Here is a 23675-nt window from a genome sequence, read left to right as displayed (position 1 = left end):
TCAGAAAAGCGCGTAGCGCGCGACGATCCACAGCAGGCGCAGCTTCGGCTTGCTGACTTTCGTGCGCGGAATGTCGAAACCGCGCTCGAGGGTCCGCTCGAGCAGCACGCGATACACGCCGGACATGATGCGCGGGGCGCGCACGTGGCTGCGCGGCTCGTGGTCCATGATCGCGTCGGACGCGGCGAAGTGTGCCTTGGCCCGCTCGGCAAGCGTCGCGCAGACGCGCGGCAGCGACGGGTCGTCGGCGATCTGCGCCGGGTTTTCGACCGCGATGCCTTCGCGCGCCAGCAACTCGCGCGGCAGATAGCAACGGTTGATGCCGGCGTCTTCGTCGATGTCGCGAAGAATGTTCGTGAGCTGCAGCGCGCGGCCCAGATGGTGCGCCAGCAAACGGCCCGGCTCCTCCTGCATCCCGAATATTCTCACCGATAGGCGGCCCGCCGCACTCGCGACGCGGTCGCAATACAGGTCGAGCGTGGCTTCGTCGGGCGCGCAGATGTCGCCGGCGGCGTCCATCGCCATGCCGTCGATCATCGCGTGAAAATCCTCGCGCTGCAGATGGAACGTGTGAATGTGCCGCGTCAGCGCGCGCAACGAAGCGCGCGGCGCACCCGCATAGCAGGCGTCGATGTCGGCGCGCCAGCGCTCGAGCGCGGCGGCGCGGTCGGCGCGCGGCAGATCGCTGTCGGCGATGTCGTCGACGGCGCGGCAAAAAGCGTAGACCTGATACATCGCGTCGCGCTGCGCGGCCGGCAGGATGCGCATTGCGAGATAGAACGAGCTGCCGGATGTGGCGGCAGCGGCGTCGATTTCAGTATCGTCCACGACAAGATTGGAAACAGCCAAGACGATCTCCGCAGGAGGGCGCCCGCTGAAAGGCGTTCAGGAATTTTTTATGCCTCGCCGCAGGGCGGGCGGTCCACGCGCGCGGACACGCGCGAAACAGACGGCTGGGATGCCGGAAACGGCGAAAAGTATATCAACGTTTGTCGGACGACGCAGTTTCCGCTGCTGTATACGGGGGCGAGCCGCCAGATCGCCCGGCGACAGACGATGTCACGTCAACGCCACCGAGCGGTTGCGTCCTTGCCGCTTCGCGCTGTAAAGCGCCGCGTCGGCCTCGTTGATCAGCACCTCGTAGGCGGGCAACCCTGGGCGCGCGGCCGCGCCACCCACGCTCGCCGTCACGGGCACGCTGGTGCCCTGCACTTCGACCGGCGTATCCGCGATCGTGCAGCGGATTTTTTCGGCGACGCGCATTGCGTCCTCGAGCGGCGTGCACGGCAGCAGCAACGCGAACTCCTCGCCGCCGAAACGCCCAAACGTGTCCTGCGCCCGCACGACGCCGGCGACGCGCTGCGCCATCACGCGCAGCACCGTATCGCCGACGCCGTGACCGAACTGGTCGTTGATCTTCTTGAAGTGATCGAGATCGAACAGCAGCACCGACATGTCGCCGCCGTAGCGCTGCCAGCGCGTGTATTCGTCGAGCAGACGCGCCTCGAAATAGCGGCGGTTGGCAATGCCGGTGAGGCCGTCGCGATCCGCATACTCCTGCAACTTCGCGACGGCCTCTTCGCGCTCGCGCTGCACGATGCTCACGTGCGTCACATCGGAGATCGTCACGCACACGGCCACCACTTCGCGCTCGCGTGTGAGCGGCATGAACGTGCAGTCCTGCTGCATGTAATCGACACCGCCCGTGATCGGCCGGTCGTGATCGAACTTGAACAGATACGGGCGCTGCTCCCACGAACTGAACGCGAAACTGCCCAACTGAAACACGCTTTCGATCTTGCGCGACAACCACACGCGCGGCAGTTCGGGAAAATGGACGAACAGCGATTTGCCGACCACCTGTTCCGCCGACAAACCGCTGTGGTCCTGCATGAACCGATTCCACATCAGCACGTTCATGTCGCGATCCAGCACGAAAATGCCAAAGCCGACACGCTCCACGACCAGGTCGCTCAACGATTGCGCGGGCGAGCTCATAGGCTGGACAGCAACGCGTCGAGCGCGTCGTTCATGTGGCGGATCGATTCTTCCGCCATCAGCATCACGAGATGCGCGCGGAAGCTCTGATCTTCGAGCGTGAAATTGACCTCGACGAGCAGCGCGACTTCCCATTGCAGCACGCCCGGCTGGAACACTTCGTCGAGCGTCATGGCGTCGCCGAGAAGACCGGGCGCGGAGAACACCGGCGTGCGGCCGAGCTGGTCGAGGATGCATGACACGCACGCGCCGGTCAGCACGTTGGCGACGTCGAACATCAACTCTTTCTGGCTCACCGATTCGTAGGCCGAGCGCGAGTACGGATCGCTCACGAGCGCACACAGATCGTCGACGCTGTCGCTGCGGCAAATCACCAGCGCCTCGCCCTTGATGTCCGAGCGGAAACCCTGGCGCACCGCGCTCACCGGGTCTTCGATCCCGGTCATCTCGCGCAGCGCCTGCGCCGCCTCGCTGACCGCCACCACCCGCACGCGCGGCACCGACAACTCGATGAACGAATCGAGCAGCCGGGCGAGACGCGTCGCGGCTTGACCCATCGCCAGATTGGCGACCTCTTGCAGCGCGTCGCGCTGATCTTCGGTGAGGACTGGCTCAGACATACAACCCGTACTCCTTGAGGATGGGCAGTACCGCCTCGGGCGTCACGGGCTTGGCGATGAACGCCGCGGCGCCGAGCGCGCGCACGCGCGCCTGGGCCATCGGCTGAATATCGGCTGAGACGACGATGACGAAGGTATTCAGATCCTCATGCTGCAATGCCTCGAGCACCTGATAGCCGTTCATGTCCGGCATGGTCAGGTCGAGGAACATCACCGAGGCCTTCCCTTGACGATACAAAGCGAGCGCTTCGCGTCCGTTCGTGGCGTAGGACACGTCGACGTCCCAGTCCGGCGGCAATGCCTTGGTGAGCACCTTGCGGGCAAGCAATGAATCATCGGCGATCACGATAGGCAAAGGCATGGCGGACGAAAGACGGAATGAGCTCGTGCGTGTTAACGGCGGATAGCGGGATCTCTTTAGGGAGAAGTCTGACGGCGCGCGGCGAACCGCGCCGATGCTGGCGGGAAAGCGGAGAACGGCAAGACGTGGAGAAGGCGCGGCGACGCGCGCCTGGCGTAACCATTGCTCGCGCAGGAATGCGCGCGTGTGCGGCGGACGACGGCTATGACCGGCATGTGCTGAGCCTACCCCGTATATGAATCGGCGCGGCTCGCTGAACCTGGCTGATTCCGTGCCGCGCGCGCGTGGTTTCCGCGAACGCCGGCACTCACGCGCGTACGCATGATCCGGTGCCCTCGCGGCGTATGCGTTCGAACATGGCGGACGCATTTTTTATCGTGCGTCGATTCTCGAAGTAAAGCAGCCGAAAAGCAATACACGGTATTCGCGTCGCGCTAACAATATCTTCCTTGGTTGGGCGCTTTTCGAAAACATACGCGCCGCATAATAATCTTTTTTATACCGTTTATACTTTTGTGTACGTTTGCGCTTCTCGATTTGTCACTGTTTTAAAAGGGCGACGAATTACGCATTAAAGCGGCAAGCTCAGTTCATAACGGTAACTTCTACCGCCGTTCTGCGACTATGCTTCTCGTATCCTTTCTTTTTCCGCCTTGAAACACCGAGCGTTTATTAATGACACAAGACCGGTTCGACCCGCATCGAGCGAGCCGCCTTTCCGCTGACGGGCAGGGCGAGGCGGTATTTCCCGCCGTGCCGGAGCAGAATTTTCAGGTTCGGCGCATGACTTTGATCGCGCTGCTTGTCGCCGCGGTCGTGCTGCCGTGCCTTTACGTCGCGGCCATGGCGTTCAGCGACCTGCGCACCCGCGAAGCTGACGCCACCGACATGACGCTGCGCACCGTGCGCGTCGCCGAGGAACACGCGCTGAAAGTGTTCGACATGAACGAAACGCTCGACACGCGCATCGTCGATTTGACGGAAGGCCTCGACGACGACGGCATTCGTGCGCGCGCGGCGGTCATTCACCAGAAAGTGCGAACGATGGGCGGCGGCTATCCGCAAGTGGCCGCCGTGTCGATTTTCGGCCGCGACGGCGCGTTGCTCGTCAGCAGCCGGTTTTATCCCGCGCCGGTGGTGTCGATCGGCGAGCGCGACGATTTCGTCGGCCTTCGCGAGGGACGCGACCTCGAACATGTATCGAAGGTGATGACGGGGCACGTCGCCGGCGAGCAGGTGTTCAACACCGGTGTGGAACGGCGCGCGCCGGACGGCACGTTTGCCGGCGTCGTGTCGGTCGCGCTGCGTCCGAGCTATTTCGACGCGTTCTACCGCGAGCTGCTCGGCGGCAACGACGGCCTGCCGATGACCATGACGCTCGTGCGCGCCGACGGCGCGGTTCTCGCGCACTATCCGCGCCGCCCGCGCGAGCCGGCGGCCGTCGCGGCGGATTCGCCGTTCGCCCAGGCGATGAAAGAGGGACGCCGCGCCGGCGTCACGCGCATGCACTCGAACATCGACGGCGACAACATGATCGTCGCGTTCCGGCACGTCGGCTCGTATCCGGTGTACGTGATGTGCGGTTATCGCGCGTCGGCGATGTGGGCCGCCTGGTATCGGCATCTCGCCGTGCTGTTTCTGACGATATTCACGCCGTCCGTCGCGCTTTGGTGCGTGATCTGGCTGTCGTTGCGGCGGCTCGGCGCCGAAGAAGAAGCGTGGGCGCGCTGGCAAGCGGAAGCGTCCATGCGCCGCTCGATCGAATCGGCATACCGGCAGTCGCGCAAGATGGAAGCGCTCGGCACGCTGGTCGGCAGCGTCGCGCACGACTTCAACAATCTGCTGATGATCCTCTCGGCCAACGTCCAGGTCGCGCGGCGGCGCGGCGCGGCGGGGCTCGACCGCGAACTGTCGGCGATGGAACGGGCGTTGAAAAGCGGCCAGTCGCTCACGCGGCAATTGTTGGGCGTCGCGCGCAAACAGCCGCTTCGCAACGAAACCGTCGCGCTCGAACGCTGGCTGCCGGCGTGCCGCGATCTGCTGCGCGCGTCGCTCGGCGCAAAGGTTTCCCTGGTGATGGATATCGGCGTCGATATCTGGCCGATGCGCGTGGACGTCGCCGAACTGGAACTCGCGCTCATCAACATCGCCGTGAACGCGCGCGACGCCATGCCCAACGGCGGGCGCTTCACCGTGCGCGCGACCAACATCACGTTCCGTCATGAAGACGGCTTCCCGCTGACGGGCGATTTCGTGCAGTTGTCGCTGGAGGACACCGGCGCCGGCATGGCGCCCGAGGTGCTCGCGCGCGCCTTCGAGCCGCTTTTCACGACCAAGGCGAAGGGCATGGGCACGGGGCTGGGCTTGCCGCAGGTGTTTGCGTTCTGCGAGCGCTCGGGCGGGCTGGCCGCGATCGACAGTGCGGTCGGCGCGGGCACCTCCGTGCGGCTCTATTTGCCGCGGGCGACGGAAGAGGCGACTGTCGACGGCCCGATCGAAACCGGCGCCGACGACCCAGCCGCACAGCACGCGCTGCGCATTCTGCTGGTCGAGGACAACGAGGAAGTGGCGGCCGGCACCGAAGCGCTGCTGCAGATGATGGGCCACCACGTCACCTGCGTATTGAATGCGGACATGGCGTTGGGCCTTCTGGACGACGCCCACACGCGGCAAATGCGCACCGGTGAGCCGCTGCCGTTCGACGTCGTGCTGTCGGACATCCATATGCCGGGAAGCCTGAACGGCATCGATCTCGCCGAGGCGATCAGGGCGCTCGACTCGAGGCTGCCGGTCATTCTCGTGACCGGCTACGCGGAAGAGCTCGATCGCGCGCGGCACGTCAATGTGCGGGTGCTTTCCAAACCGTTCGACATCGCGCTGCTCGAAAGCTTGCTGAAGACAATCCAGCATGAACTCGCTCAGAGCGGCCTCGATCCGGCGGCGCATCACGTCCAATAAGCGGTTCGCCGGCGGCTTTTTGCCTCTTCCTCTCGTTACGCGGAATTGTAAAAAGCGCGGTCGACGCGGCCACGGCGGGTCGACAAAGCGTTTCGCTCACGCCCACGGCGGCGGGCGGGCCGTGCATCACCGCGTTCCGGCATGAACGTTGCGGCATCCGACAGGTAATGGGGATGGCGCGCGCTGCGCTGTCCGTCGTAGCCAAACGGGAGGCAGCCATGCGACATACCGTGATTGGTTTATTCAACACCTACGCTGAGGCCGAAGCCGCCCGCGACACCTTGGTGCAGACCGGTTTCGCGCGGGAGACGATCGAATTGCAGGCAAACGCCGAGCCGTCGGTCGGCTCGGCCACCGACGAAGTCGCCGGTTCGGGCGTGCTCGCAAACATTGAGCGGTTTCTGGCGAGCCTCTTCGCGAGCGGCCCGCGCGCGCCGGAGACGGCGCGTTACAGCGAAGCGCTGCGTCGCGGGGCGGTGCTGGTCGTCATCGACGCCGCCAGCGAATCGCACGCGGAACTCGCTCGCAACACGCTGACGCGGCTCGGCGCGACGGACATCGGCGAGCGCTCGCCGGATTGGGGCACCCAAACCGGCACCGAAAGCGCGCGCGAGCATTCGCTGCTCGACGAACTCGGCATCGGCACGCCTACGCCCGGCGCCACACGCGGCTCCGAGGTCGGAACGACGGGCGTCGGGAGCCGGGACACGATGACATCCCCGAGGACCGGAACGACGACGCCGCCGGCCGCTGGCGTGGCGACGCCCGGCAGCGCGGCTGCGAATGCCGCCGCCGCGCGGTCGGATGTAACGGCCGACCCGCTGTATTCCACGCCACCGCGCAGCACTGACGCCGAACCCTTCGTGCCGCCGCCGCTTGGTGAGCGGCCGACCGCCGATCCGCTCGGCGAACCCGTGCGCGATCCGCTGGCCGGCGATGTCGGACGCAGCGCCATTGCCGCGGGCTCGGCGCCGGGTTCGGGCGCGGTGATGCAGCCGTCCGAAGTCGTGTCGGGCACCGCTCAGCCGACCGCGGGCCTGAGCGGCCAGATTCCGAACGAATATCTGGAATACGAAGAAGACTTCCGCACGCATTACGACGAGCAGTACGCCGCCGACGACTCGCGTTATGAGGATTACGTGCCGGCCTACCGCTACGGCGCGGAGATCGGCAAGGACGTGCGTTATCGCGATCGAGCGTGGGATGACGTCGAGCCGGAAGCGCGGCGTCATTGGGAATCGACATCGGCCGAGAACAGCACGTGGGAGCGCTTCAAGCTCGCCGTGCGTCACGGCTGGGAGCGCGTGACCGGGCATCATCACGTGTGAACCTGCAGCGGCGCGCCGTGAAGCGATGGCGACGCCGCTGCATTTGATATCGGCTGATGTGGGCAGCTTGTCTTGCGAAGCGTAGGTGCCGGCGTTAGGCGGCGGTATGCCGCTTCACCCACGTCACGTAGCGGTCGACGAAACTTTGCAGGAACTTGCGCGTGCCGTCGTTGAGAATTTCGCCCTTCTCGTTGATGACCGCCGGGTCGTGCTTGATGAACACCTCGGGCTGGCCGAGCGTGGCGACGTCCAGATAGGCAAGCACATTGCGCAGATGTTGTTGCGCGAGAGCCGAACCGGTCGCGCCGACCGACGTGCCGATCACCGCGCCCGGCTTGTTGCCCCAGGAATTCTTGCCCCACGGGCGCGAACCCCAGTCGAGCGCGTTCTTGAGCACGCCGGGAATCGAGCGGTTGTATTCGGGGGTGACGAACAGCAGGCCATCGGCGGCTTCCACGCGCTGCTTGAGTTGCCTGGCGACTTCGGGGAAGTCGGCGTCGTACTCCTGGCTGTAGAGCGGCAATGAACCGATGTCGATGAATTCGAAGGTGAAGTCGGGCGGCGCGAGAGAAATGACGGCTTGCGCCAACTGGCGGTTGAACGACTCGCGGCGCAGGCTGCCGACGACGACTGCGATATGTAGGGCCATGATTCGCTTCCTTGGATTAGGCGCTCGAGGCGCGAAGGGTACGAACTGCTCATCATAGGCAAAAAGCCCGGTGCAGGTGCGTGGTCGAGCGCCAGAGCGGTGAATCGGCGGAAAAGTATGGCGGGTTTGCGCTAGGCCGGTGGATAAGCCACGGCCAGCAAAAGTTATCCACAGATTTACTGAATAACCTTGTGGATAACTGGTACTTTTGCCTTGTCAATCAAGCCTGCCTCCGGCCTATGCCATTTGGAGGCAGCAAGCATTCACGGAGGATCAGCCATGAGTCTGGATCACGCAGGAAAATCGCACGATGAAGCCGTCGCGGCTCGCAAAAAGGAGAAGCCGCGCTCGCTGGAACAACCGGGCGGCGAGATGGCCGTTGACGGCACGCAGGCGGACGCGACGCATAGCAGCGGGAAGCTGTCGGAGCGCGGCAAAGAGGTGTGGCGGACCGGCGCCGGCATGGACGGCAACGGGAAGTCGTAGCGGTCTGTTGTGCGCTGTGCGCTGGGCGGCGTGGGTTGCCGCGCTGGTGTTGGATGTGACAAGGGCGCCTTTTAATGGGCGCCCTTTTTTGTTTGCGTCGGCTCGGGGTTCGTGTAGCCGGCGCCGGCCATCAGTTGCCGAAGAACACGTTGCAGTAGGACGCCGGGCCGTTGCACTGCGACGGAGCGGCGGCCTCGGCTGCGCCCGAAGCGGCGGCGAACAGTGCGATGGAAGCGATCAGGGCGGACAGAATGCGTTTCATGGTGCTACTCCTCAGGGTGTTGGCAGCGATCTCGGTCGATCGACGGACGAAGAATAGCCATTCGGTGTCCGCGTAAAAATGGGGAAGACCGGAAGACATCTTTTCGCTTTTTGAAATGATCGGTGCCGGCGCCGAGCGTTCTTTGGGGCCGCGCCGTTGCCTGCCTGCGTTTGCCGGCGGCCTTACGGCTTTCGATATCAGCACGGCGTCCGGTTTTCGATCTCCGCAATAATCAATTTCCGTTCGTCATAAACCGGCGGCGCGGCGCGACAGAACCCTTTGAATCACTCGATGGGGAATCGCGCATGTCCATTACTCATTCGCTTGGGCCGCAACCTACGGCAGAATGGCGCACATCTTCGAACCTCGTACGAGACAGACGCCCGGCTTATGAGCGACAACTATTCAAACGACACCCTGCGCGTGCCGCGAAATGTGCCGCGGAGCTTTTCGTGGCGCAGGTGAGCGGCGCCGCACTCGACGATCGCGCTTACCTGACGCGACTTCGCCGGGACCTGGTGCGTTTCGCCCGCCTTCAGTTGCGCGATGCCGCCGCTGCCGAAGACGCCGTCCAGGAAGCGCTGGCGGCCGCCTGGACGCAGAGCGACCGGTTTGCCGGGCAATCGGAGCATAAGACGTGGGTATTCGGCATCCTGAGGCACAAGCTCGTGGATACGTTGCGGGCCCGGCAACGCACGGTGAATCTCTCGGCGCTGGAGTCCGAACTCGAGGACGAGGCGCTGCTGGATCGCGAGTTGTTCAAGGACAACGGCCATTGGTCGCAGCAGACCAAGCCCCGACCGTGGCCCACACCGGAAACGGCGCTGCGTCAGCAACAGTTCTGGACTTTGTTCGAGATGTGCCTGGAGCATCTGCCTGAGCACATCGGCCGCGTTTTCATGATGCGTGAATTTCTCGACCTCGACACCGACGCTATTTGCGCCGAATTGCAGATGACCGCGAACCATTGCAGTGTGCTGATTTATCGCGCGCGACTGCGCTTGCGGACGTGCCTGAGCGAGAAGGGTCTATCCAGCGAGGACGCCAATGGGGAAGTGTAAGAACATCACTCGCCTGTTGTCCGATGCACTCGATCGTTCCTTGACGACCGGCGAATGGGTCGCCATCCGGCTGCATTTGCCGACGTGCAGCGGCTGCCGCAACTATCGCAAACAGATCCGACTGCTGCGTGAAGCCGCCCACACGATGAGCGGCATTTCGACGTCTGGCGGGGCGAGCGGCGACGATTGACGTCGCGTTGGCTTGCCTTGGCTTGTCTCGCCGTGCCGGGTGATGCCCGTTGCGACTCGGAGCGTTACCGTTCGCCGGGCGGCGTGTTGTGATAGTGCTCGAGGAATTGTGCGTGCGCGGCTTCGTCGATTGAGACGGGGCTTCGTTCATCGCGCGCCGGATGTTTCGCTAATTGCGCGCGCGTGCGTATCGGCCGATGCTGGAAATTGCCGCCGCAGTTCGGGCACACGTTGCGCAACGTGGTGAGTGCGCATACTTCGCAAAAAGTGCATTCGTAGGTGCAGATCATCGCGTCGGACGCGTTCGGCGGCAGCGACTTGCCGCATCCTTCACAGGACGGTCGTAGTTCAAGCATTCGGACTCCGCATCAAGTTCTTTCGGTTCGCGCGCTGACGAACCTGGCTGGCATTGAGCGCAGCGCCAGTGTAGGTGGCACGGCGTTTTCGCAACTGACAGCGCTGCGTCAATTGCTGCCAGAGTGATTGGCGTTTGCAAGTTGCGTTCGTGCTTTGCCTCGCGACTGGAGCAGGCAGCAACGGCGTCAGACGAACAACGCCGCTACGTTTTCGGGTGGCCGGCCTATCACGGCTCGTCCATTCCGTACCACGATCGGTCGCTGCAGGAGGATCGGATGCGCGGCCAATGCTTCGTATAACTGAGCGTCCGAAAGCGTCACATTGGAAAGACCCAGTTCCTTATATTCGGGCTCCGAGTCGCGGATCATGTCGCGGACGGGACAGCCGAGTTGTCGATTCAGCTCCTGCAATTCGGCGACTGTGAGCGGTTGCTTCAGATATTCGATGATTGTTGTGGATTCTTCGTCGCGGTTGTATTGCGCGGTGATTAGCTCGCAGGTCGAGCGCGATTTTGAGCAACGGGGGTTGTGGTAGATGGTGATCATCGTGCGGTGAGTAAAGGAGGTGGGTGAGCCAGTCAGTCGTTTCGTTCCGGGGATGGGGCTTGGCCTGATTTTAGCCGCTCGGGTCGGAGAGGTTGGGGTTTGTGAGCGTGGGTTGGGTGTCGGCGGTGCGAGGCGCGGACTGCTAACGACGCGAGCGCCAGGAGATTTGTGCGGATCCGGGACGCTTCGTGGCGATGGCCGGCGGGGCTTCGCTAGATGCGTCGTTGAGCAACTTTTCTAGCCGGCTAATGCGCGCAGGACTGTCTTGCAGCGATTGACTGTCCGTTTGTGCGATAGAGCAGGCGGTGTTTCTTGGTCGTCCGCTGGCGGGTCCCCAAAGCTTGTGCCTTTCTGCACGCCGCTGTCAGTTTTCGTCCTTGCGGCTTTTGCGATACGTGAGAGAGGCGCCGTTCGCGCGGACCGCGGTTTATGCGCATAAACTGCTCCGCGCTGGCGTTAGCTCTAGCCTCACCCAAGACAGTTGTTACGTCTAGTTCGCAGGGTTGGTAGTCAGGCTTCGCCTCGCACGGGACACTGCATTCTGCATGGCGATCGTCGAGTCGTCCCTCGTCCCTTGTCCCTCGCAACACGTGGCCCACGGACCTACCAATCGCGTCGACCCACAAAGACACGCGCAAGCACTCCGGGATAGACGCGAGTTTATGCGCATAAATCGCTTCGGGCGCTTCGGAACGAACCCACTGCATTGCGCCCACGCCCCACGCTGCCAAGCCCACGCGCGCGTCTCGCGTCTCGCGTCTCGCGTCTCGCGTCTCGCGTCTCGCGTCTCGCGTCTCGCGTCTCGCGTCTCGCGTCTCGCGTCTCGCGCCCACGTCTCGCGTCTCATGCCTCGTGCCCATGCCTTATCCGCAATACGAGATCGCACGGGCAAGCCGACGCATGAGCCCACCGTGGCACGCGTCGCATTCATCGCCAGCGACGCCCCAATCGATCTTTGGGGACCGGCACGACGTCGACGGGTACGAGGCGCATCCGCACAGCACAAACTGCGAAGCGTTTCTCCCCAACCTCCGAATCGCCACATTCACCGGCCTTCTTTATGCGCATAAACCTAACCCGATCGGCCATTTCTATCTCTTTACACAAGAAACGATTGAAATGCGAAATCATCCAGGTAAAATCCTTTTGCGTCTAAAAAAGGAGGTGAACATTGGCAGCGGAAATCATCGCGGTAACTCAACAGAAGGGCGGTGTCGGGAAGAGCACAATCGCGATGCACCTCGGGGCAGCTTTTCATGAGAAGGGGAAACGGGTCCTCGTCGTCGACGCCGACGGCCAGAACACTCTGATCCACTGGGCGAGCGCCTCATCCGACGGTGATACCGGCATCCCGTTCCCCGTTGTCAACCTCTCCGAAGCCGGAAGCCAGATCCACCGCGAGATCAAGAAGTTCGTGGCCGACTACGACATCATCGTCGTCGACTGTCCGCCTTCCATCACCGAAAAAGTGTCGGGCGTCGTGCTACTGGCGGCAAGCGTCGCCGTCATACCGACGTCGTCATCGCCGGCCGATTATTGGTCGAGCATCGGCCTCGTCAAACTCGTTCAGCAGGCGCAGGTCATGAACGAAGACCTGCGCGCAGTATTCCTCCTGAACAAGACGGAAGAGAAACGGATGCTCACGCGTGAACTAAAGCGCGCGTTGGAGGAGCTTGGATTTCCTCTCCTTAAGACCCAGATCCCCACGCGCGAAGCCTACAAGCAGGCGATGGCGTTGGGTCAAACAGTGCTACAGATGAGCGATCGGGGCGCCAAGCTCGCCGCGATCGAAGTACGGGCGTGTGCGAATGAGATCGCCGCCTTGCTCCCGTGAAGTTTATGCGCATAAAGGACCCTGAATGAAACCCTCCCAATTCGCCAAAGGCTTTCAAGCACGTCCTGATACGACCAGCAGCGAGAAACGAACTGCACTTGACCGCCTGAACGCCATCGACGGTCTGGTGAAGAACAACGTCGCGAAGTCCCAAGACGGGACGGCGCGGACCTTATCGTCCGTGATCCCGCAGGCACACACCGACCTCGACACCGTTGATACGGAGAACGAGTCCGCCGCCTATCGCGCGTGGAGAATGGAACACGGGTACCGCCCCGGCCAGGTGATCGAACTCGCGTTGAAGACCATCAAGCCGAGCCCGTTCAATCCGCGGCATTTTTATCTGAAGTCGTCGATAGCCGAACTGGCCGTCAATCTGGCGAAGCAAGGGCAGCAGCAGGCAATTCACGTCATTCCCGACTACGACAATCCCGGCACCTACTTCGTCAGTGACGGGGGCCGACGCGTGCGCGCACTGAAGGAAGCAAACAAGGAATCGGTGAAGGCGATCGTTATCGACCTGCCAATCGGAATCCAGAGCTATAAGCTCGGCTACGACCTCAACGTCCAACGCGATTCACAGACCGTATTCGACAATGCAGTCGTTTGGAAACGCTTTCTGGAGGATCGCCATTTCCAGAGCCAGAAGGAACTCGCCGAGCACCTTGGCCTCGACGAGTCGACGGTTGCAGTCGCCTTGTCGATCGCCAAATTGCCGGAAGCGGTCATGCACGAGATGGTCGCGCGGCCGGATCGTTTCGGCTCCAACATGGCTTATCAAGTGGGCCGCTACCACACCGCGCGCGGTGCCGACGCGACGCTGCGCCTCATCAACAAAATCATCTCCGACGACCTGAGCACGCGGCAGGTCGCCGACATCGTCAAAGGCAGGGCAACCACGCAGGAAAGCACCAAGCCCGCGGGTCGCCAGCGCTACGCGCAGCGGCTGGAAATCAAGCTGGACGGTGTATCGGTGGGCGACCTGAAGTCGTACGGAGATGATCGGATCGAGTTGCGCCTGAAGGGTCTCACGCGTGAAAAGCGCGACGACATTCTTCGCCAGATCGAGAAGATGTTGAAGTAATAGACGCGGAACGAAGCGGCGGCACAACGGCGCAAGCCAACCGCCGCCGCCAGCAATCAGAGCGGGATGCGGCGCGGCGCGGCGAGGCGCGGCGCAATCAGGCCGCGCGCGACTGACTCAGCGTAAAGGCGAGCAGATCGCCATCGGTCGGTTCGCCCCAGGTCTTGCGAGCGAGCCAATCGAAGAAAGCGGTTTCCACAATCTTCGAGTCCAGTCCCCGGCGGCGCCAGTCGTCGCGCATGTGAGCGCCGAGCCCCGGCAATTCTTCTTCCTCGAAAGACTGCCGCGCAATCTCGCGTTCCGACTCGCCCTGCTCGTCATAGAGCTCGCGCGCTTCCCGGCGACGATACGCGGAATACTCGCCCAACAGTCGCGCCTTCAGGTCGTCTGCGGGGGCCGCCACTGCAGCCTTCGCACTGCCGACGGACGGCACGGATTCGACCGGCGGTGCGTAGCCCTTCTTCAGCGCGTCCTTGAAGAGCGCCGGCGCGCTGCGGACCGGCGGCAACGACGTACTACGCATGCGCTGCTCAGTCATCTGCAGCGCCGCGCGGATACGGTTCTCCTCGCTGTCCGCGTAAAGCGTCTGAGCCTCTTTGAGCGGGATGCCGATCTTGACCATCCGGTCGACCAGCGTGCTGTCGAATACGTTCGGATGCTCATCGAGCGCGAGCATCGGCTGCTTGCGCTCGGTCACGCGGAACTGGATTTCGGCGACGCGCCGGCCTTCGCGGTGCTCGATCAATTCGACGAAGATGTTCGTGACGGCATTAACCTCGGCGATCGCCGGGCGCAAGTAGTCGCGCTTGAAGTATTTGTACTCGCGCTTCGCTTCGTCGCCGGCTTCCGTGTCGGGCGTGCCCGACAGGATCGGGCGCCACCATTCCCACGATTCGCGCATCGTCAGATGGCTCGGATTAGTCAGATAGCGCACGCAGATTTCGTACAGCGCGAGACCCGCGCTGCTGCGCAACTGGCTCTGGAATTGCAGGCTCAGGCGCGCATACTGGACCGGATCGAGCAGCTTCTTCTTGATCTTCGGCGCGAACGAGAACTCCACCCAGACCCGCCGCGTAGTCGGATCTTCGAGAATTTCGGCGTCGGCGATCAGCGTGGAGATGCCCCACTTGCGGCCGGGCTTCTGGCTGGACGTGCCGGTGCTCCATTCGACCTGAACCGACACCATGCGGCGCAGGTGTTCCTTGACGAGCGCGGTGTCGTTGGAATCGAACGCGGAATTGGCGACGATGTCGGACAGCAACGCGCGGTAGGTATCGCCCGATTCGTCGGCCTGTTGTGCAACGGCGAGCAGCACGTTGAACAGCTTGCGCGTCAGCAGCGTGATCTTGCCGCTCTTGGGCTGAATCGCGATCGCCTCGACGGCCTTGCGCAACTCCGCCGAGCTCGGGCTGACTACATCGGTTTTCTTGGCGCGCTTCGTGGCCATGCGTCTGGTCAAGGAGTGATTTGGCGAGAGCATACCGACTGTGGTGATACGCGTCTATAGCGCGGCTCTCACCGTTGCGGGTGAAGGCAGTTTACGCGACGCGGCTCACCTCGGGCGACTCCCGAAAACCCTCACCTGACCATTTGACGCGAGATTCCGGCGATCCTTTAGCGTCGCGGCTTGGGAAAAAACCCGCGCTTTTTGTGCGGACGGAAAGGGGAACTCGATGGTCCCGAATCTTCTCACCTTAAAAATTTTTGGGTTTTGGACCGCGACGCTTGTCGTCCACGGTCGCGGCGCTGGCAAGCGGGACGCAGACAGATCGACGACGCGAATACTGCGATCTCGGCGGGCAAGCGCACCCCTTTACCTATGCGTTCGCGGAGCGCCGCGGCCAGCTCAGTCCAGTTGTCCGGCGACGCATGCGATCAGTAGTGCGCGTAGCTTCCCGCAAAAGCTCACCATTAAGTGCGTTCAGCGCTCCGGATGACGCGGGTTCCAGCAACCCAGGCTATCGGTATTGCTTCAAAACAGTCCCGGAAGTCCTCACCTTTGGCATCGGCGATGCGCTGGCGCAGTTGCCAAACCTTCCTCCCGAAAAGCCTCACCTTTCGGCTAACCCAGAAATTTCCCCTTTGTTGTCAGTGACTTACCTCGAACACAAAGGAACCACCGTGCACTGCGCGCGGCTCTGCGTCTCCCGTAAAACCTCACCTTAATGCCAAATTGCCTCTGTCCAGGAGCCTTGGTGCAGCGCAAAACGCTCCCGAAAACGCTCACCTTTCAGATCCAACTCGCTCCGGCCCGATGAAGATCAAGCCCCGTCCACAGGACATTTGCGGACCATGAAGTCGGCTGCTTTCCTGCATTCGCTCACCTTTGGGCGAAAAACGCGGCCGAAAATCTCCCGAAAAACCTCACCTTTGCCTGTCGGCACCCGGATTTTGACCAGCCGTGGCAAGCCCCTGGCTGCAGGTCCCGTATTTCCTCACCTTTACATCGAGCGGTCGCCGCCGACCTCCCCCTCGTGGCAAAAACGCGTCGCTTGCATTGCCGACGCTCCCGAAAAAGCTCACCTACGCCAGTCGACTGCACAAAATCAAGGCAAAACAGGCTACCGATCCCCGTAAAACCTCACCTTGCATCCGCGTTTTCTCCTGTCTTGGCTCACCTCGAGGTTTTTGGACCCCCGAACAGGGGCAAAAACAGCGTGTTGCGACCGTCCTGTAAACACTCACCTTGGCTCCGCCGGCGCGAGAGATTGCTTTCTAGCGCAGCCGGGCGCTCGCGAATGATGAGCTCCCGCAAAATCTCACCTTGTGCCGGTACTCACTGCAAGGACGCTTCCCGAACCCGCTCACGATGTTTCCCGCACCGGCTCACCACTGTCCCCGAACCTCATCACTCGTGCATCCCGCAGGATCTCACCTGGCTTCCCGGAAAGCTTCACCTTGCCGCCGGGAAACCCTCGCCAGGTAAGGCTTTGCCATGGCGTTAACGTTTTTAACCTAGGTTCAAGGGTGTTTACTTTTATTACTCTCTAGTCTCGAACCCGCGAGTCCTCCGGAAAGAGCCACATCCCCAACCACCTTCCGAAGCTTGCGCATCGTGAAACAGTGCCTAATGAAAGAAAAAGTGGATAATCAGCCGCCAGAACAAAGACTTACATGACGTTCTTCGTTTTGTTTCACGGAAAAAACCAGCACGCACGACGCAACGGACAGGAAGCGCAGGCTACCAAGCATAAAAAGGCTCTGCCACAGCCAGTACACAAAAAATCGTAGCGCATGATACGTAACTTGTTATGATCGATACACTTCACGACTCGCAGAGGCCTAAATGAACCTGGACGACGAACGTCGAGCCCTACGCGAAGAGCTGGACGCGATGCGAACCAAAGGCGCTCGACGGCAAGAACTCTCACTGCACGCCTGCAAGCGGCTGTTCTTCGATCTCGGTATACGTCCGTCGATGGCAGCCGTGCGCGATCTGACCCAGACCGGCAGCGCCAGCGACATCCCGAAAGACATCGACCACTTCTGGGAGCGCATCCGCAACGTCTCGCGTGTGAAGATCGGCGGCGGCGCAATCCCGAAAGCTTTGGAAGAGCGTGCCGGAGAACTCTTGGGCGCACTCTTTGAAGAAGCGGTCGCACAAGCACGCACCTCATTGGATGCCGAGCGCGACGAAGCACGCGCCCAAATCGCCGCGGCCGAGCAGCGTGCGCGCGACGCGGAAATCCGCCGCGACGCCTCCGAAGAAGCCATCAAGCGCAGTGAGCAACGGGCGGAAGCCGCGTGGGAACGCATCCGGGCGCTGGAAGCCGAGCTCTCCGCCGTCGCCACGCACGGCACCGCCCATCAGGAAGGACTTCAGGCAGCGGTGCGCCGGCTCGAACACGAAAATCAGACACTTCAGCAACGCGTCGACACCGAGCAGGCGACAAACGCGACGCTGCGCGATCGCATCGACGCCTTACATGTCGAGCTGCGCCAGAGCACCGAGCACTATGCCCAGCAGATCAAGGACGCCGTCGCGGAAGCCGAGCGCCGCGTCAAGCCGATGCTGGTCGAACTGGACTCGTTGCGCAGCATGGCCGCGACCTATCAGTCGGGTGTGCGCGACGCCAGTCGCAAGGAGTTCGAGTTCATTCAGCAACTTGCCGCGGCGAAAGCGCGCGGCGACCGGCTGGATGCGCAACTGCGCGAACAATCGGACGAGATCGACGCGCTGACGAAAGAACTCGCGAGCCTGCGCAGCCAGCAGGGCATCGATCCGGCGATCGGCGGTTTGCTGTACTCGCTCGTGCAAACCGGCCGTCTCACCAGCGACGAGTTACGCGTCATCGGCACCGCAGCCGATGGCCACGTGAGCTTGCCGCTGCGTTGTCCCAAGTGCGAAGAAGGTGAGCCGGAGCTCTCGCAAGTCGATCACCAGTTCGAATTACAATGTCCGGAATGCGATCACTCGTCCGGGCCGGGCGATTCACGGCTGGAAGCCGTGAGCCGGTTTTTGTCGCGCGGCTCTTTGTCCGCTCCGGCCTGAAGCAAGGAGCCGAGGAGCCCGAGAGCCCGCAAAGGTGAGGAAATTCGGGACCTGAAACGTGAGAAGTTTCAGGATTCGGCCGAGTCCGCTTTCCTCGTAAAACGCCCGTCGGTGCGAGCTTCGGGTAGGAGCGGCGCGGCCGGATCGGGTTCCTCGGTGACGCGTGAATTCTGCTGTTCCATCCACGTTTGCCACGCGCGATACAGACGATTCGCGGACACGGCCTGAACAAATCCGAGCCATTGTCCGACCAGCTCCGCTTCCACGCCGCTCTCGAACAGATCCGCGGCAAACGTGTTGCGCAAGGTGTGCGGACTGGCGCGCGAGGTGCGCGACGCCGCGATCCCTGACGCCTCCACGAGCGCATCCACTGCGCGAAGCATCGTGGCTTTATGCATCGGCCTGCCGGAAGGCGACGCGGCAAAAACGAGATCGCCAGCGAGCCCGACCAAACGCCGCTCGGCCAGCCAGGCGTCGAGAATCGCGGAAGCGAACGGCGCGAGCCGTGTCCGCCGGACCAGCATGGGATTGGTCGAATCGATCGTTATCCACGGCGAGCCTGGCGTCGCGCAACTAACCGTAAGCGCGGCGGCCTCGCCGGTCTTCAGTCCGCCGCCGAGAAACACCGCGATCAGCGCGCGGTCGCGCCGTTCTTTCCAGCGCTGCGCCCGTGAGAGCGCCTGCACCGGCGAAAACAGATGCGCGATCAGCGCGGCGCGTTCGGCGTGATGAAGGAATCCGGTCGGCTCGTTGTCGCGCGCGTTGCGCCACGCAGCTTCGCCATCCTGAGCGATGAAGCGGGCAGGATTGGTCGACGATGCCTCGACTTCGCGCACATGATCCAGCACCCGCTCGATAAGCCGCAGATAGCGTACGCGTTGCGGCTTGCGAATCTCGAGCCCGGCGACGAAATCGGCGATGGTCTGCGTATCGACGGTGACGAGACTCTTTTGGCGCGCCCTCAGCCACTCGAGGAAAAGCCCCCACTGCGCCTGGTACACCTGCGCCGACGAGCGCCTGAAATGCTGCCGGGCGAGCCATGCGTCGAACGCGACTTGCGGATCGCGGCGCCAGTCTTCGCGTTGCTGATCGAACAGATCGGTGGACGATTGGGGACGCGGCACCGGGTCGGACAAATGAGGAGGCGACATGCGCTATCTATCGGTTAGTTGCGCATATTGTAGACGTGGTGCAAGCGCAGCCGGCTTAATCGCCCCAGGCTTGCACTCGCTTGTGGACAGCAGCGCCTTCGGAGGTACGTTGCGCGGCGCGGCGAGCGGCTTCCTCGTAAGCCGAGACAGCAAACGCGAACACGGCGGGCAGCGCGGTCGACATGCCGAAGTCCACGGCCTCGTCAGTCTCGGGATACGGCAAATCCGACGGACGTTGAAACAGACCGAGCATGAGCGCGTCATGCCGGCTGGCAAATCCGAGGTCGGCGAGCGCCTCGGCTTCAATCGCGTGAAGCAGGCGCCAGGTGAGCGGCACTTGCTGCACGATATAGCGCCCGGCGATGTTGCGGACGATACGTTCGAGATCGCGCGCCGCGGTTTGATAGCGCAGCGCAGCCAGAGCGTGGTCGGTCGGGGCGGTTTTCAGGTCGTTCATTATCGGCTCCAGTCGATAGCCTGTACTGTACAAACATACAGTATCCGGCGCAACCTCGCGCAAGCCCCGATTCCGCGTAGACGCCTCTTGCTGCTCGATGCCTCAGCCGTGAATCACCACCAGCAACGCCTTTGCCTCGCCTTTGCCGGCATTGCGGATAGCGTGCGGCTCATCGGCGACGTAGCGCGCCGTGTCCGCAGCCTTGAGCCGTTTTGTCGTCCCTGCGGCCTCGATTTCAATCGACCCCTGTAGCACCGTGAGATGCTCGCGCGTGCCCGGTTCGTGCGCGTTGGACACGAGCGCACCGCCCGCCTGCAGCGTCAATTCGTACCACTCGAATTTGCCGGCCAGCTCGATCGGCCCCCACACGCGCAACTGGTATTTCGCGTCGTGTCCGCTTAACGTAGGAATCTCGTGCGGACCGGCGACGGCGATCGCCTCCGGCGTCTTTTGCGGGGCGAACAGCGAATCCAGGCTCACGCCAAGTGCATTGGTCAGCCGCCAGGCGACTGCGATCGTTGGATTCGCCTTGTCACGCTCGATTTCAGAGAGCATCGATTTCGACACGCCTGCCGCACGCGACAGATCGTCGAGCGTCATGCGCCGCTCGGCGCGCAGACGCTGAATCTGTTCGCCGACGCGCGGCGGCGCCGCGATTGCCGGAGCCGCGATTGCACTCGGAGTGGGTGCCGCGCCGGCCGCCGCACGGCGAATACCCGAACTTGCCATTTCCTGACCCATCGTTTAGAGTTGTTCGATATACCGGATTTTAGTTCGAAAAAACGAAAATATCCGATAAAACTGACAACCGACTATAGCAGGCCGTCGCCTGTTCGCCCACGTCGGTCTCACCCATTCAGGAGCCCGGTTCATGCGTGACTCATTTCTCGCCCATCTGCGCGGCACGCTCGAGCAGATTCGCGCCGACGGCTTTTACAAGAGCGAGCGCGTTATCGACAGCCCGCAATCGGCCGATATTCGTCTCGCCGACGGCGCCGAGGTGCTGAACTTCTGCGCGAACAATTATCTCGGTCTTGCGAACGACGCTCGCCTTATCGAGGCCGCGAAGCAAGGGCTCGACAACGACGGCTTCGGCATGGCCTCGGTGCGTTTTATTTGCGGCACGCAGACGGTCCATAAGCAACTCGAGCAGGCGCTCGCCGCGTTTCTACAAACCGACGACTGCATTCTCTACTCGAGCTGTTTCGACGCGAACGGTGGCCTGTTCGAAACGCTGCTCGACGAGAACGACGCAATCATCAGCGACGAGCTGAATCATGCGAGCATCATCGACGGCGTGCGGCTTTCGAAGGCCAAGCGCTTTCGCTACAAGAACAACGATCTCGCGGACCTCGAAGCCAGACTGAAAGAGGCGGACGCGGCCGGCGCACGCTTTAAGCTCATCGCGACAGACGGCGTATTTTCGATGGACGGCATCATCGCCAATCTCGCCGGCATCTGCGATCTGGCCGACCGCTACGGCGCGCTCGTGATGGTCGACGACTCGCACGCCGTCGGCTTTATCGGCGAACACGGACGCGGCACGCCGGAACATTGCGGCGTGCTCTCGCGCGTCGACATCATCACGGGCACGCTCGGCAAGGCACTCGGCGGCGCATCGGGCGGCTATATCGCCGCGCGTAAGGAGATCGTCGAATTGCTGCGTCAGCGCTCGCGGCCGTATCTGTTCTCGAACACGCTGACGCCGAGCATCGCGGCGGCGTCGCTGAAAGTGCTCGAACTGCTCGCCAGCGACGAAGGCGCGCAACTACGCGCACGCGTGCGCGAAAACGGCGCGCACTTTCGCGAGAAGATGAGCGCGCTTGGTTTCACGCTCGTGCCGGGCGAACATCCGATCATTCCCGTGATGCTCGGCGACGCGCAGCTTGCTTCCAGAATGGCCGATGCGCTGTTGAAGGAAGGCGTCTACGTGATCGGCTTTTCATTCCCCGTCGTGCCGAGAGGCCGCGCGCGCATCCGCACGCAAATGAGCGCGGCGCATACGACGGAACAGATCGACCGCGCCGTCGATGCGTTCGCGCGCGTCGGCCGTGAGCTTGGCGTGATCCAGGCGGAGGGCGCATGAAGGCACTCGCAAAACTCGAACGCGCGCCGGGTCTCACGCTGACCGATGTGAAGCTGCCGGAAGTCGGCCATAACGACGTGATGATCCGCATCACGCGCACGGCGATCTGCGGCACGGACATTCACATCTGGAAGTGGGACGACTGGGCGCAAAAAACGATTCCGGTGCCGATGCATGTCGGCCACGAATATGTCGGCGAAATCGTGCAAATGGGCGAGGAAGTGCGCGGCTTTTCGATCGGCGATCGCGTGTCGGGCGAAGGCCACATCACTTGCGGCTTCTGTCGCAACTGCCGCGCGGGACGCCGGCATTTGTGCCGCAACACGGTGGGCGTCGGCGTGAATCGCGAGGGCGCGTTCGCCGAGTATCTCGTGATTCCGGCGTTCAACGCGTTCAAGATTCCGCCTGAAATCTCCGACGACCTCGCCGCGATCTTCGATCCGTTCGGCAACGCCACGCACACGGCGCTGTCGTTTAACCTCGTCGGCGAAGATGTGTTGATTACCGGCGCGGGGCCAATCGGCATCATGGCCGTGGCGATTGCGAAGCACGTCGGCGCGCGCAACGTCGTGATTACCGACATCAACGATTACCGGCTCGACCTCGCGCGCAAGATGGGCGCGACGCGCGCGGTGAACGTGTCGCGCGAATCGCTGCGCGACGTGATGGCGGACCTGCACATGGCCGAAGGCTTCGACGTCGGCCTCGAAATGTCCGGCGTGCCGAGCGCTTTTACGAGCATGCTCGAAGCGATGAACCACGGCGGCAAGATCGCGCTGCTCGGTATTCCGCCGGCGCAGACCGCGATCGACTGGACTCAGGTGATTTTCAAAGGCCTCGAAATCAAGGGCATTTACGGCCGCGAGATGTTCGAGACCTGGTACAAGATGGTGGCGATGTTGCAAAGCGGGCTCGACTTGTCGCCGATTCTCACGCATCACTTCAAGGTCGACGATTACCAGCAAGCGTTCGCGACCATGCTCTCCGGCGAAAGCGGCAAGGTCATTCTCGACTGGACGGCCGCCTAAGCATCACAACGCTTATCGTTTTGCACACGCCCGCGATGCGCTCACGCGCCCGCGGGCGTTTTGCCGAATTCAGCCTGAATTCGCACGTGAATGTCGTCGCCCACTGCGGGATACCACGTCGCGAGGCCAAACTTCGCGCGGCTGAACTGTCCTTCCGCGGAAAAACCGAGCGTGTCTTTTTTCGTTAGCGGATCTCGCGCGAAACCGTTGAACGTGACATCCAGCGTGACGGGTTGCGTTACACCATGAATGGTCAGATTGCCCGTCAACGTGCCGCGAGATTCGCCGGTGCGCTCGAACTTCGTACTCACGAAACGAATCTCCGGATAGCGCTCCACGTCCAGCAGGCTTGCGCTTTTTACCATCTTGTCGAGCAGCGGCACGTTCGTGTCGATGCTCGCGGCGTCGATTGAAACCGACACGCTGCTTTGCTCGAGACCGCCTTCATTCCAGTTCAGTTGCCCTTTCTTGCGATCGAAGCGCATGGTGAAGCGCGAATACTTGAAGTGTTCGACGTCGAACGTAATGCTGCAATGATCCAGGTCGAGGTCGTAGCGCCCGACCGGCACGCGCGCTTCGTTCTGGCTGACCGAATGCGTCAGCACTTGCAGCGGCGTGCAGGCCATTGATGTAAGCAGCATTGCGGCGAGTAAAGCGCGTACGGCAATGCTGCGGGCAGTGAACGCATTCATCAAGTGAGTTCCGGTTGTTTGCTGGCAACCAGGATAA

At 62.4% G+C, this 23675-nt stretch carries 23 protein-coding genes; 10 read left to right on the top strand and 13 right to left on the bottom strand.

From position 1 onward, the window contains the following. The 4 genes from hpnD to P0D87_RS26275 form a co-directional block, all read right to left on the bottom strand. Entirely contained in the window at positions 1 to 849 is an 849-nt protein-coding gene (gene hpnD, locus P0D87_RS26290) for a presqualene diphosphate synthase HpnD (RefSeq protein ID WP_029967266.1), read from the bottom strand. Between the two features lie 210 nt (positions 850 to 1059). Then, the gene (locus P0D87_RS26285) at positions 1060 to 1998 is read right to left on the bottom strand and encodes a sensor domain-containing diguanylate cyclase (RefSeq protein WP_006047446.1); all 939 of its coding nucleotides are present in this window, start codon (positions 1996 to 1998) and stop codon (positions 1060 to 1062) included. Continuing rightward, on the bottom strand, positions 1995 to 2618 hold the full coding sequence (locus P0D87_RS26280; RefSeq protein WP_006047447.1) for a chemotaxis protein CheC: 624 nt from the start codon (positions 2616 to 2618) through the stop codon (positions 1995 to 1997). Before P0D87_RS26280 ends, P0D87_RS26285 begins: the two co-directional genes overlap by 4 nt. Then, entirely contained in the window at positions 2611 to 2979 is a 369-nt protein-coding gene (locus tag P0D87_RS26275; protein ID WP_006047448.1) for a response regulator, read from the bottom strand. Before P0D87_RS26275 ends, P0D87_RS26280 begins: the two co-directional genes overlap by 8 nt. A gap of 675 nt (positions 2980 to 3654) precedes the next feature. Here P0D87_RS26275 and P0D87_RS26270 point away from each other — a divergent pair. Further along, a complete protein-coding gene (locus P0D87_RS26270) occupies positions 3655 to 5937 on the top strand; it encodes a hybrid sensor histidine kinase/response regulator family protein (RefSeq protein ID WP_053859768.1) in 2283 nt (760 codons plus the stop codon). Positions 5938 to 6155: 218 nt separating this feature from the next. Then, the gene (locus P0D87_RS26265; protein WP_053860786.1) at positions 6156 to 7265 is read left to right on the top strand and encodes a hypothetical protein; all 1110 of its coding nucleotides are present in this window, start codon (positions 6156 to 6158) and stop codon (positions 7263 to 7265) included. Between the two features lie 94 nt (positions 7266 to 7359). On the opposite strand, the gene P0D87_RS26260 is transcribed toward P0D87_RS26265, so the two are convergent. Further along, positions 7360 to 7914 carry an NADPH-dependent FMN reductase gene (locus P0D87_RS26260; protein ID WP_053859767.1) on the bottom strand — a complete coding sequence of 185 codons (555 nt, stop codon included), beginning with the start codon at positions 7912 to 7914 and terminating at the stop codon, positions 7360 to 7362. 279 nt (positions 7915 to 8193) lie between these two features. Here P0D87_RS26260 and P0D87_RS26255 point away from each other — a divergent pair, with 279 nt between their 5' ends. Further along, positions 8194 to 8400 (top strand): hypothetical protein, encoded by a 207-nt coding sequence (locus tag P0D87_RS26255; RefSeq protein WP_408637078.1) that lies wholly within the window; start codon positions 8194 to 8196, stop codon positions 8398 to 8400. A gap of 130 nt (positions 8401 to 8530) precedes the next feature. Here the strand turns inward: P0D87_RS26255 and P0D87_RS26250 are convergent, their stop codons facing one another. Then, positions 8531 to 8662 (bottom strand): hypothetical protein, encoded by a 132-nt coding sequence (locus P0D87_RS26250; RefSeq protein ID WP_006047453.1) that lies wholly within the window; start codon positions 8660 to 8662, stop codon positions 8531 to 8533. 452 nt (positions 8663 to 9114) lie between these two features. On the opposite strand from P0D87_RS26250, the gene P0D87_RS26245 reads away from it, so the two are divergent. Both P0D87_RS26245 and P0D87_RS26240 read left to right on the top strand, forming a co-directional pair. Further along, a complete protein-coding gene (locus P0D87_RS26245) occupies positions 9115 to 9723 on the top strand; it encodes an RNA polymerase factor sigma-70 (RefSeq protein WP_029967272.1) in 609 nt (202 codons plus the stop codon). Continuing rightward, positions 9710 to 9913, top strand: a complete 204-nt coding sequence (locus tag P0D87_RS26240) for a zf-HC2 domain-containing protein (protein ID WP_029967274.1) — start codon at positions 9710 to 9712, stop codon at positions 9911 to 9913. The genes P0D87_RS26245 and P0D87_RS26240 overlap by 14 nt, the downstream gene beginning before the upstream one ends. 64 nt (positions 9914 to 9977) lie before the next feature. Here the strand turns inward: P0D87_RS26240 and P0D87_RS26235 are convergent, their stop codons facing one another. Further along, on the bottom strand, positions 9978 to 10268 hold the full coding sequence (locus P0D87_RS26235) for a DUF1272 domain-containing protein (protein ID WP_006047456.1): 291 nt from the start codon (positions 10266 to 10268) through the stop codon (positions 9978 to 9980). 186 nt (positions 10269 to 10454) lie between these two features. Continuing rightward, positions 10455 to 10814: an arsenate reductase (glutaredoxin) gene (gene arsC, locus P0D87_RS26230; protein WP_053859766.1), complete on the bottom strand. Its 360-nt coding sequence runs from the start codon at positions 10812 to 10814 to the stop codon at positions 10455 to 10457. Between the two features lie 1171 nt (positions 10815 to 11985). On the opposite strand from arsC, the gene parA reads away from it, so the two are divergent. Both parA and P0D87_RS26220 read left to right on the top strand, forming a co-directional pair. Then, positions 11986 to 12648, top strand: coding sequence for a ParA family partition ATPase (gene parA, locus P0D87_RS26225; protein WP_006047459.1), 663 nt, complete (start codon positions 11986 to 11988; stop codon positions 12646 to 12648). A gap of 25 nt (positions 12649 to 12673) precedes the next feature. Further along, positions 12674 to 13732, top strand: coding sequence for a ParB/RepB/Spo0J family partition protein (locus P0D87_RS26220; protein WP_029967283.1), 1059 nt, complete (start codon positions 12674 to 12676; stop codon positions 13730 to 13732). 97 nt (positions 13733 to 13829) lie between these two features. On the opposite strand, the gene P0D87_RS26215 is transcribed toward P0D87_RS26220, so the two are convergent. Then, positions 13830 to 15179, bottom strand: coding sequence for a replication initiation protein (locus tag P0D87_RS26215; protein WP_006047461.1), 1350 nt, complete (start codon positions 15177 to 15179; stop codon positions 13830 to 13832). Positions 15180 to 17018: 1839 nt separating this feature from the next. On the opposite strand from P0D87_RS26215, the gene P0D87_RS26210 reads away from it, so the two are divergent. Beyond that, on the top strand, positions 17019 to 18224 hold the full coding sequence (locus P0D87_RS26210; protein ID WP_053859765.1) for a DNA-binding protein: 1206 nt from the start codon (positions 17019 to 17021) through the stop codon (positions 18222 to 18224). A gap of 68 nt (positions 18225 to 18292) precedes the next feature. On the opposite strand, the gene P0D87_RS26205 is transcribed toward P0D87_RS26210, so the two are convergent. The 3 genes from P0D87_RS26205 to P0D87_RS26195 form a co-directional block, all read right to left on the bottom strand. After that, positions 18293 to 19375 (bottom strand): tyrosine-type recombinase/integrase, encoded by a 1083-nt coding sequence (locus tag P0D87_RS26205; RefSeq protein ID WP_053859764.1) that lies wholly within the window; start codon positions 19373 to 19375, stop codon positions 18293 to 18295. A 55-nt stretch (positions 19376 to 19430) separates the two neighbouring features. Continuing rightward, positions 19431 to 19832 (bottom strand): DUF2471 family protein, encoded by a 402-nt coding sequence (locus P0D87_RS26200; RefSeq protein ID WP_029967289.1) that lies wholly within the window; start codon positions 19830 to 19832, stop codon positions 19431 to 19433. A gap of 102 nt (positions 19833 to 19934) precedes the next feature. Beyond that, entirely contained in the window at positions 19935 to 20573 is a 639-nt protein-coding gene (locus P0D87_RS26195; RefSeq protein ID WP_029967291.1) for a helix-turn-helix domain-containing protein, read from the bottom strand. A gap of 130 nt (positions 20574 to 20703) precedes the next feature. Here P0D87_RS26195 and P0D87_RS26190 point away from each other — a divergent pair, with 130 nt between their 5' ends. Continuing rightward, the gene (locus P0D87_RS26190) at positions 20704 to 21918 is read left to right on the top strand and encodes a glycine C-acetyltransferase (RefSeq protein WP_053859763.1); all 1215 of its coding nucleotides are present in this window, start codon (positions 20704 to 20706) and stop codon (positions 21916 to 21918) included. Continuing rightward, complete coding sequence (gene tdh / locus P0D87_RS26185; RefSeq protein ID WP_006047467.1) at positions 21915 to 22946, top strand: L-threonine 3-dehydrogenase; 1032 nt, start codon at positions 21915 to 21917, stop codon at positions 22944 to 22946. Before P0D87_RS26190 ends, tdh begins: the two co-directional genes overlap by 4 nt. Before the next feature lie 41 nt (positions 22947 to 22987). Here the strand turns inward: tdh and P0D87_RS26180 are convergent, their stop codons facing one another. Next, entirely contained in the window at positions 22988 to 23638 is a 651-nt protein-coding gene (locus P0D87_RS26180; RefSeq protein WP_029967296.1) for a YceI family protein, read from the bottom strand. Between the last annotated feature and the right edge of the window lie 37 nt (positions 23639 to 23675).

This window comes from Paraburkholderia sp. RL17-368-BIF-A, from assembly GCF_046054045.1.
Taxonomy (GTDB): domain Bacteria; phylum Pseudomonadota; class Gammaproteobacteria; order Burkholderiales; family Burkholderiaceae; genus Paraburkholderia; species Paraburkholderia graminis.
The sequence above is the reverse complement of the archived record's forward strand: the minus strand, read 5'-3'. Positions and strand labels throughout refer to the sequence as shown.

Bases quoted from the DNA above. Each gene is read 5' to 3' on its own strand.
- P0D87_RS26260 (WP_053859767.1), bottom strand. From the start codon at position 7,914: ATGGCCCTACATATCGCAGTCGTCGTCGGCAGCCTGCGCCGCGAGTCG.
- P0D87_RS26265 (WP_053860786.1), top strand. From the start codon at position 6,156: ATGCGACATACCGTGATTGGTTTATTCAACACCTACGCTGAGGCCGAA.
- P0D87_RS26190 (WP_053859763.1), top strand. From the start codon at position 20,704: ATGCGTGACTCATTTCTCGCCCATCTGCGCGGCACGCTCGAGCAGATT.
- tdh (WP_006047467.1), top strand. From the start codon at position 21,915: ATGAAGGCACTCGCAAAACTCGAACGCGCGCCGGGTCTCACGCTGACC.
- P0D87_RS26205 (WP_053859764.1), bottom strand. From the start codon at position 19,375: ATGTCGCCTCCTCATTTGTCCGACCCGGTGCCGCGTCCCCAATCGTCC.
- P0D87_RS26220 (WP_029967283.1), top strand. From the start codon at position 12,674: ATGAAACCCTCCCAATTCGCCAAAGGCTTTCAAGCACGTCCTGATACG.
- P0D87_RS26210 (WP_053859765.1), top strand. From the start codon at position 17,019: ATGAACCTGGACGACGAACGTCGAGCCCTACGCGAAGAGCTGGACGCG.
- P0D87_RS26195 (WP_029967291.1), bottom strand. From the start codon at position 20,573: ATGGGTCAGGAAATGGCAAGTTCGGGTATTCGCCGTGCGGCGGCCGGC.
- P0D87_RS26285 (WP_006047446.1), bottom strand. From the start codon at position 1,998: ATGAGCTCGCCCGCGCAATCGTTGAGCGACCTGGTCGTGGAGCGTGTC.
- P0D87_RS26200 (WP_029967289.1), bottom strand. From the start codon at position 19,832: ATGAACGACCTGAAAACCGCCCCGACCGACCACGCTCTGGCTGCGCTG.
- P0D87_RS26240 (WP_029967274.1), top strand. From the start codon at position 9,710: ATGGGGAAGTGTAAGAACATCACTCGCCTGTTGTCCGATGCACTCGAT.
- P0D87_RS26280 (WP_006047447.1), bottom strand. From the start codon at position 2,618: ATGTCTGAGCCAGTCCTCACCGAAGATCAGCGCGACGCGCTGCAAGAG.
- P0D87_RS26275 (WP_006047448.1), bottom strand. From the start codon at position 2,979: ATGCCTTTGCCTATCGTGATCGCCGATGATTCATTGCTTGCCCGCAAG.
- P0D87_RS26255 (WP_408637078.1), top strand. From the start codon at position 8,194: ATGAGTCTGGATCACGCAGGAAAATCGCACGATGAAGCCGTCGCGGCT.
- P0D87_RS26250 (WP_006047453.1), bottom strand. From the start codon at position 8,662: ATGAAACGCATTCTGTCCGCCCTGATCGCTTCCATCGCACTGTTCGCC.
- arsC (WP_053859766.1), bottom strand. From the start codon at position 10,814: ATGATCACCATCTACCACAACCCCCGTTGCTCAAAATCGCGCTCGACC.
- P0D87_RS26235 (WP_006047456.1), bottom strand. From the start codon at position 10,268: ATGCTTGAACTACGACCGTCCTGTGAAGGATGCGGCAAGTCGCTGCCG.
- P0D87_RS26215 (WP_006047461.1), bottom strand. From the start codon at position 15,179: ATGGCCACGAAGCGCGCCAAGAAAACCGATGTAGTCAGCCCGAGCTCG.
- P0D87_RS26270 (WP_053859768.1), top strand. From the start codon at position 3,655: ATGACACAAGACCGGTTCGACCCGCATCGAGCGAGCCGCCTTTCCGCT.
- P0D87_RS26180 (WP_029967296.1), bottom strand. From the start codon at position 23,638: ATGAATGCGTTCACTGCCCGCAGCATTGCCGTACGCGCTTTACTCGCC.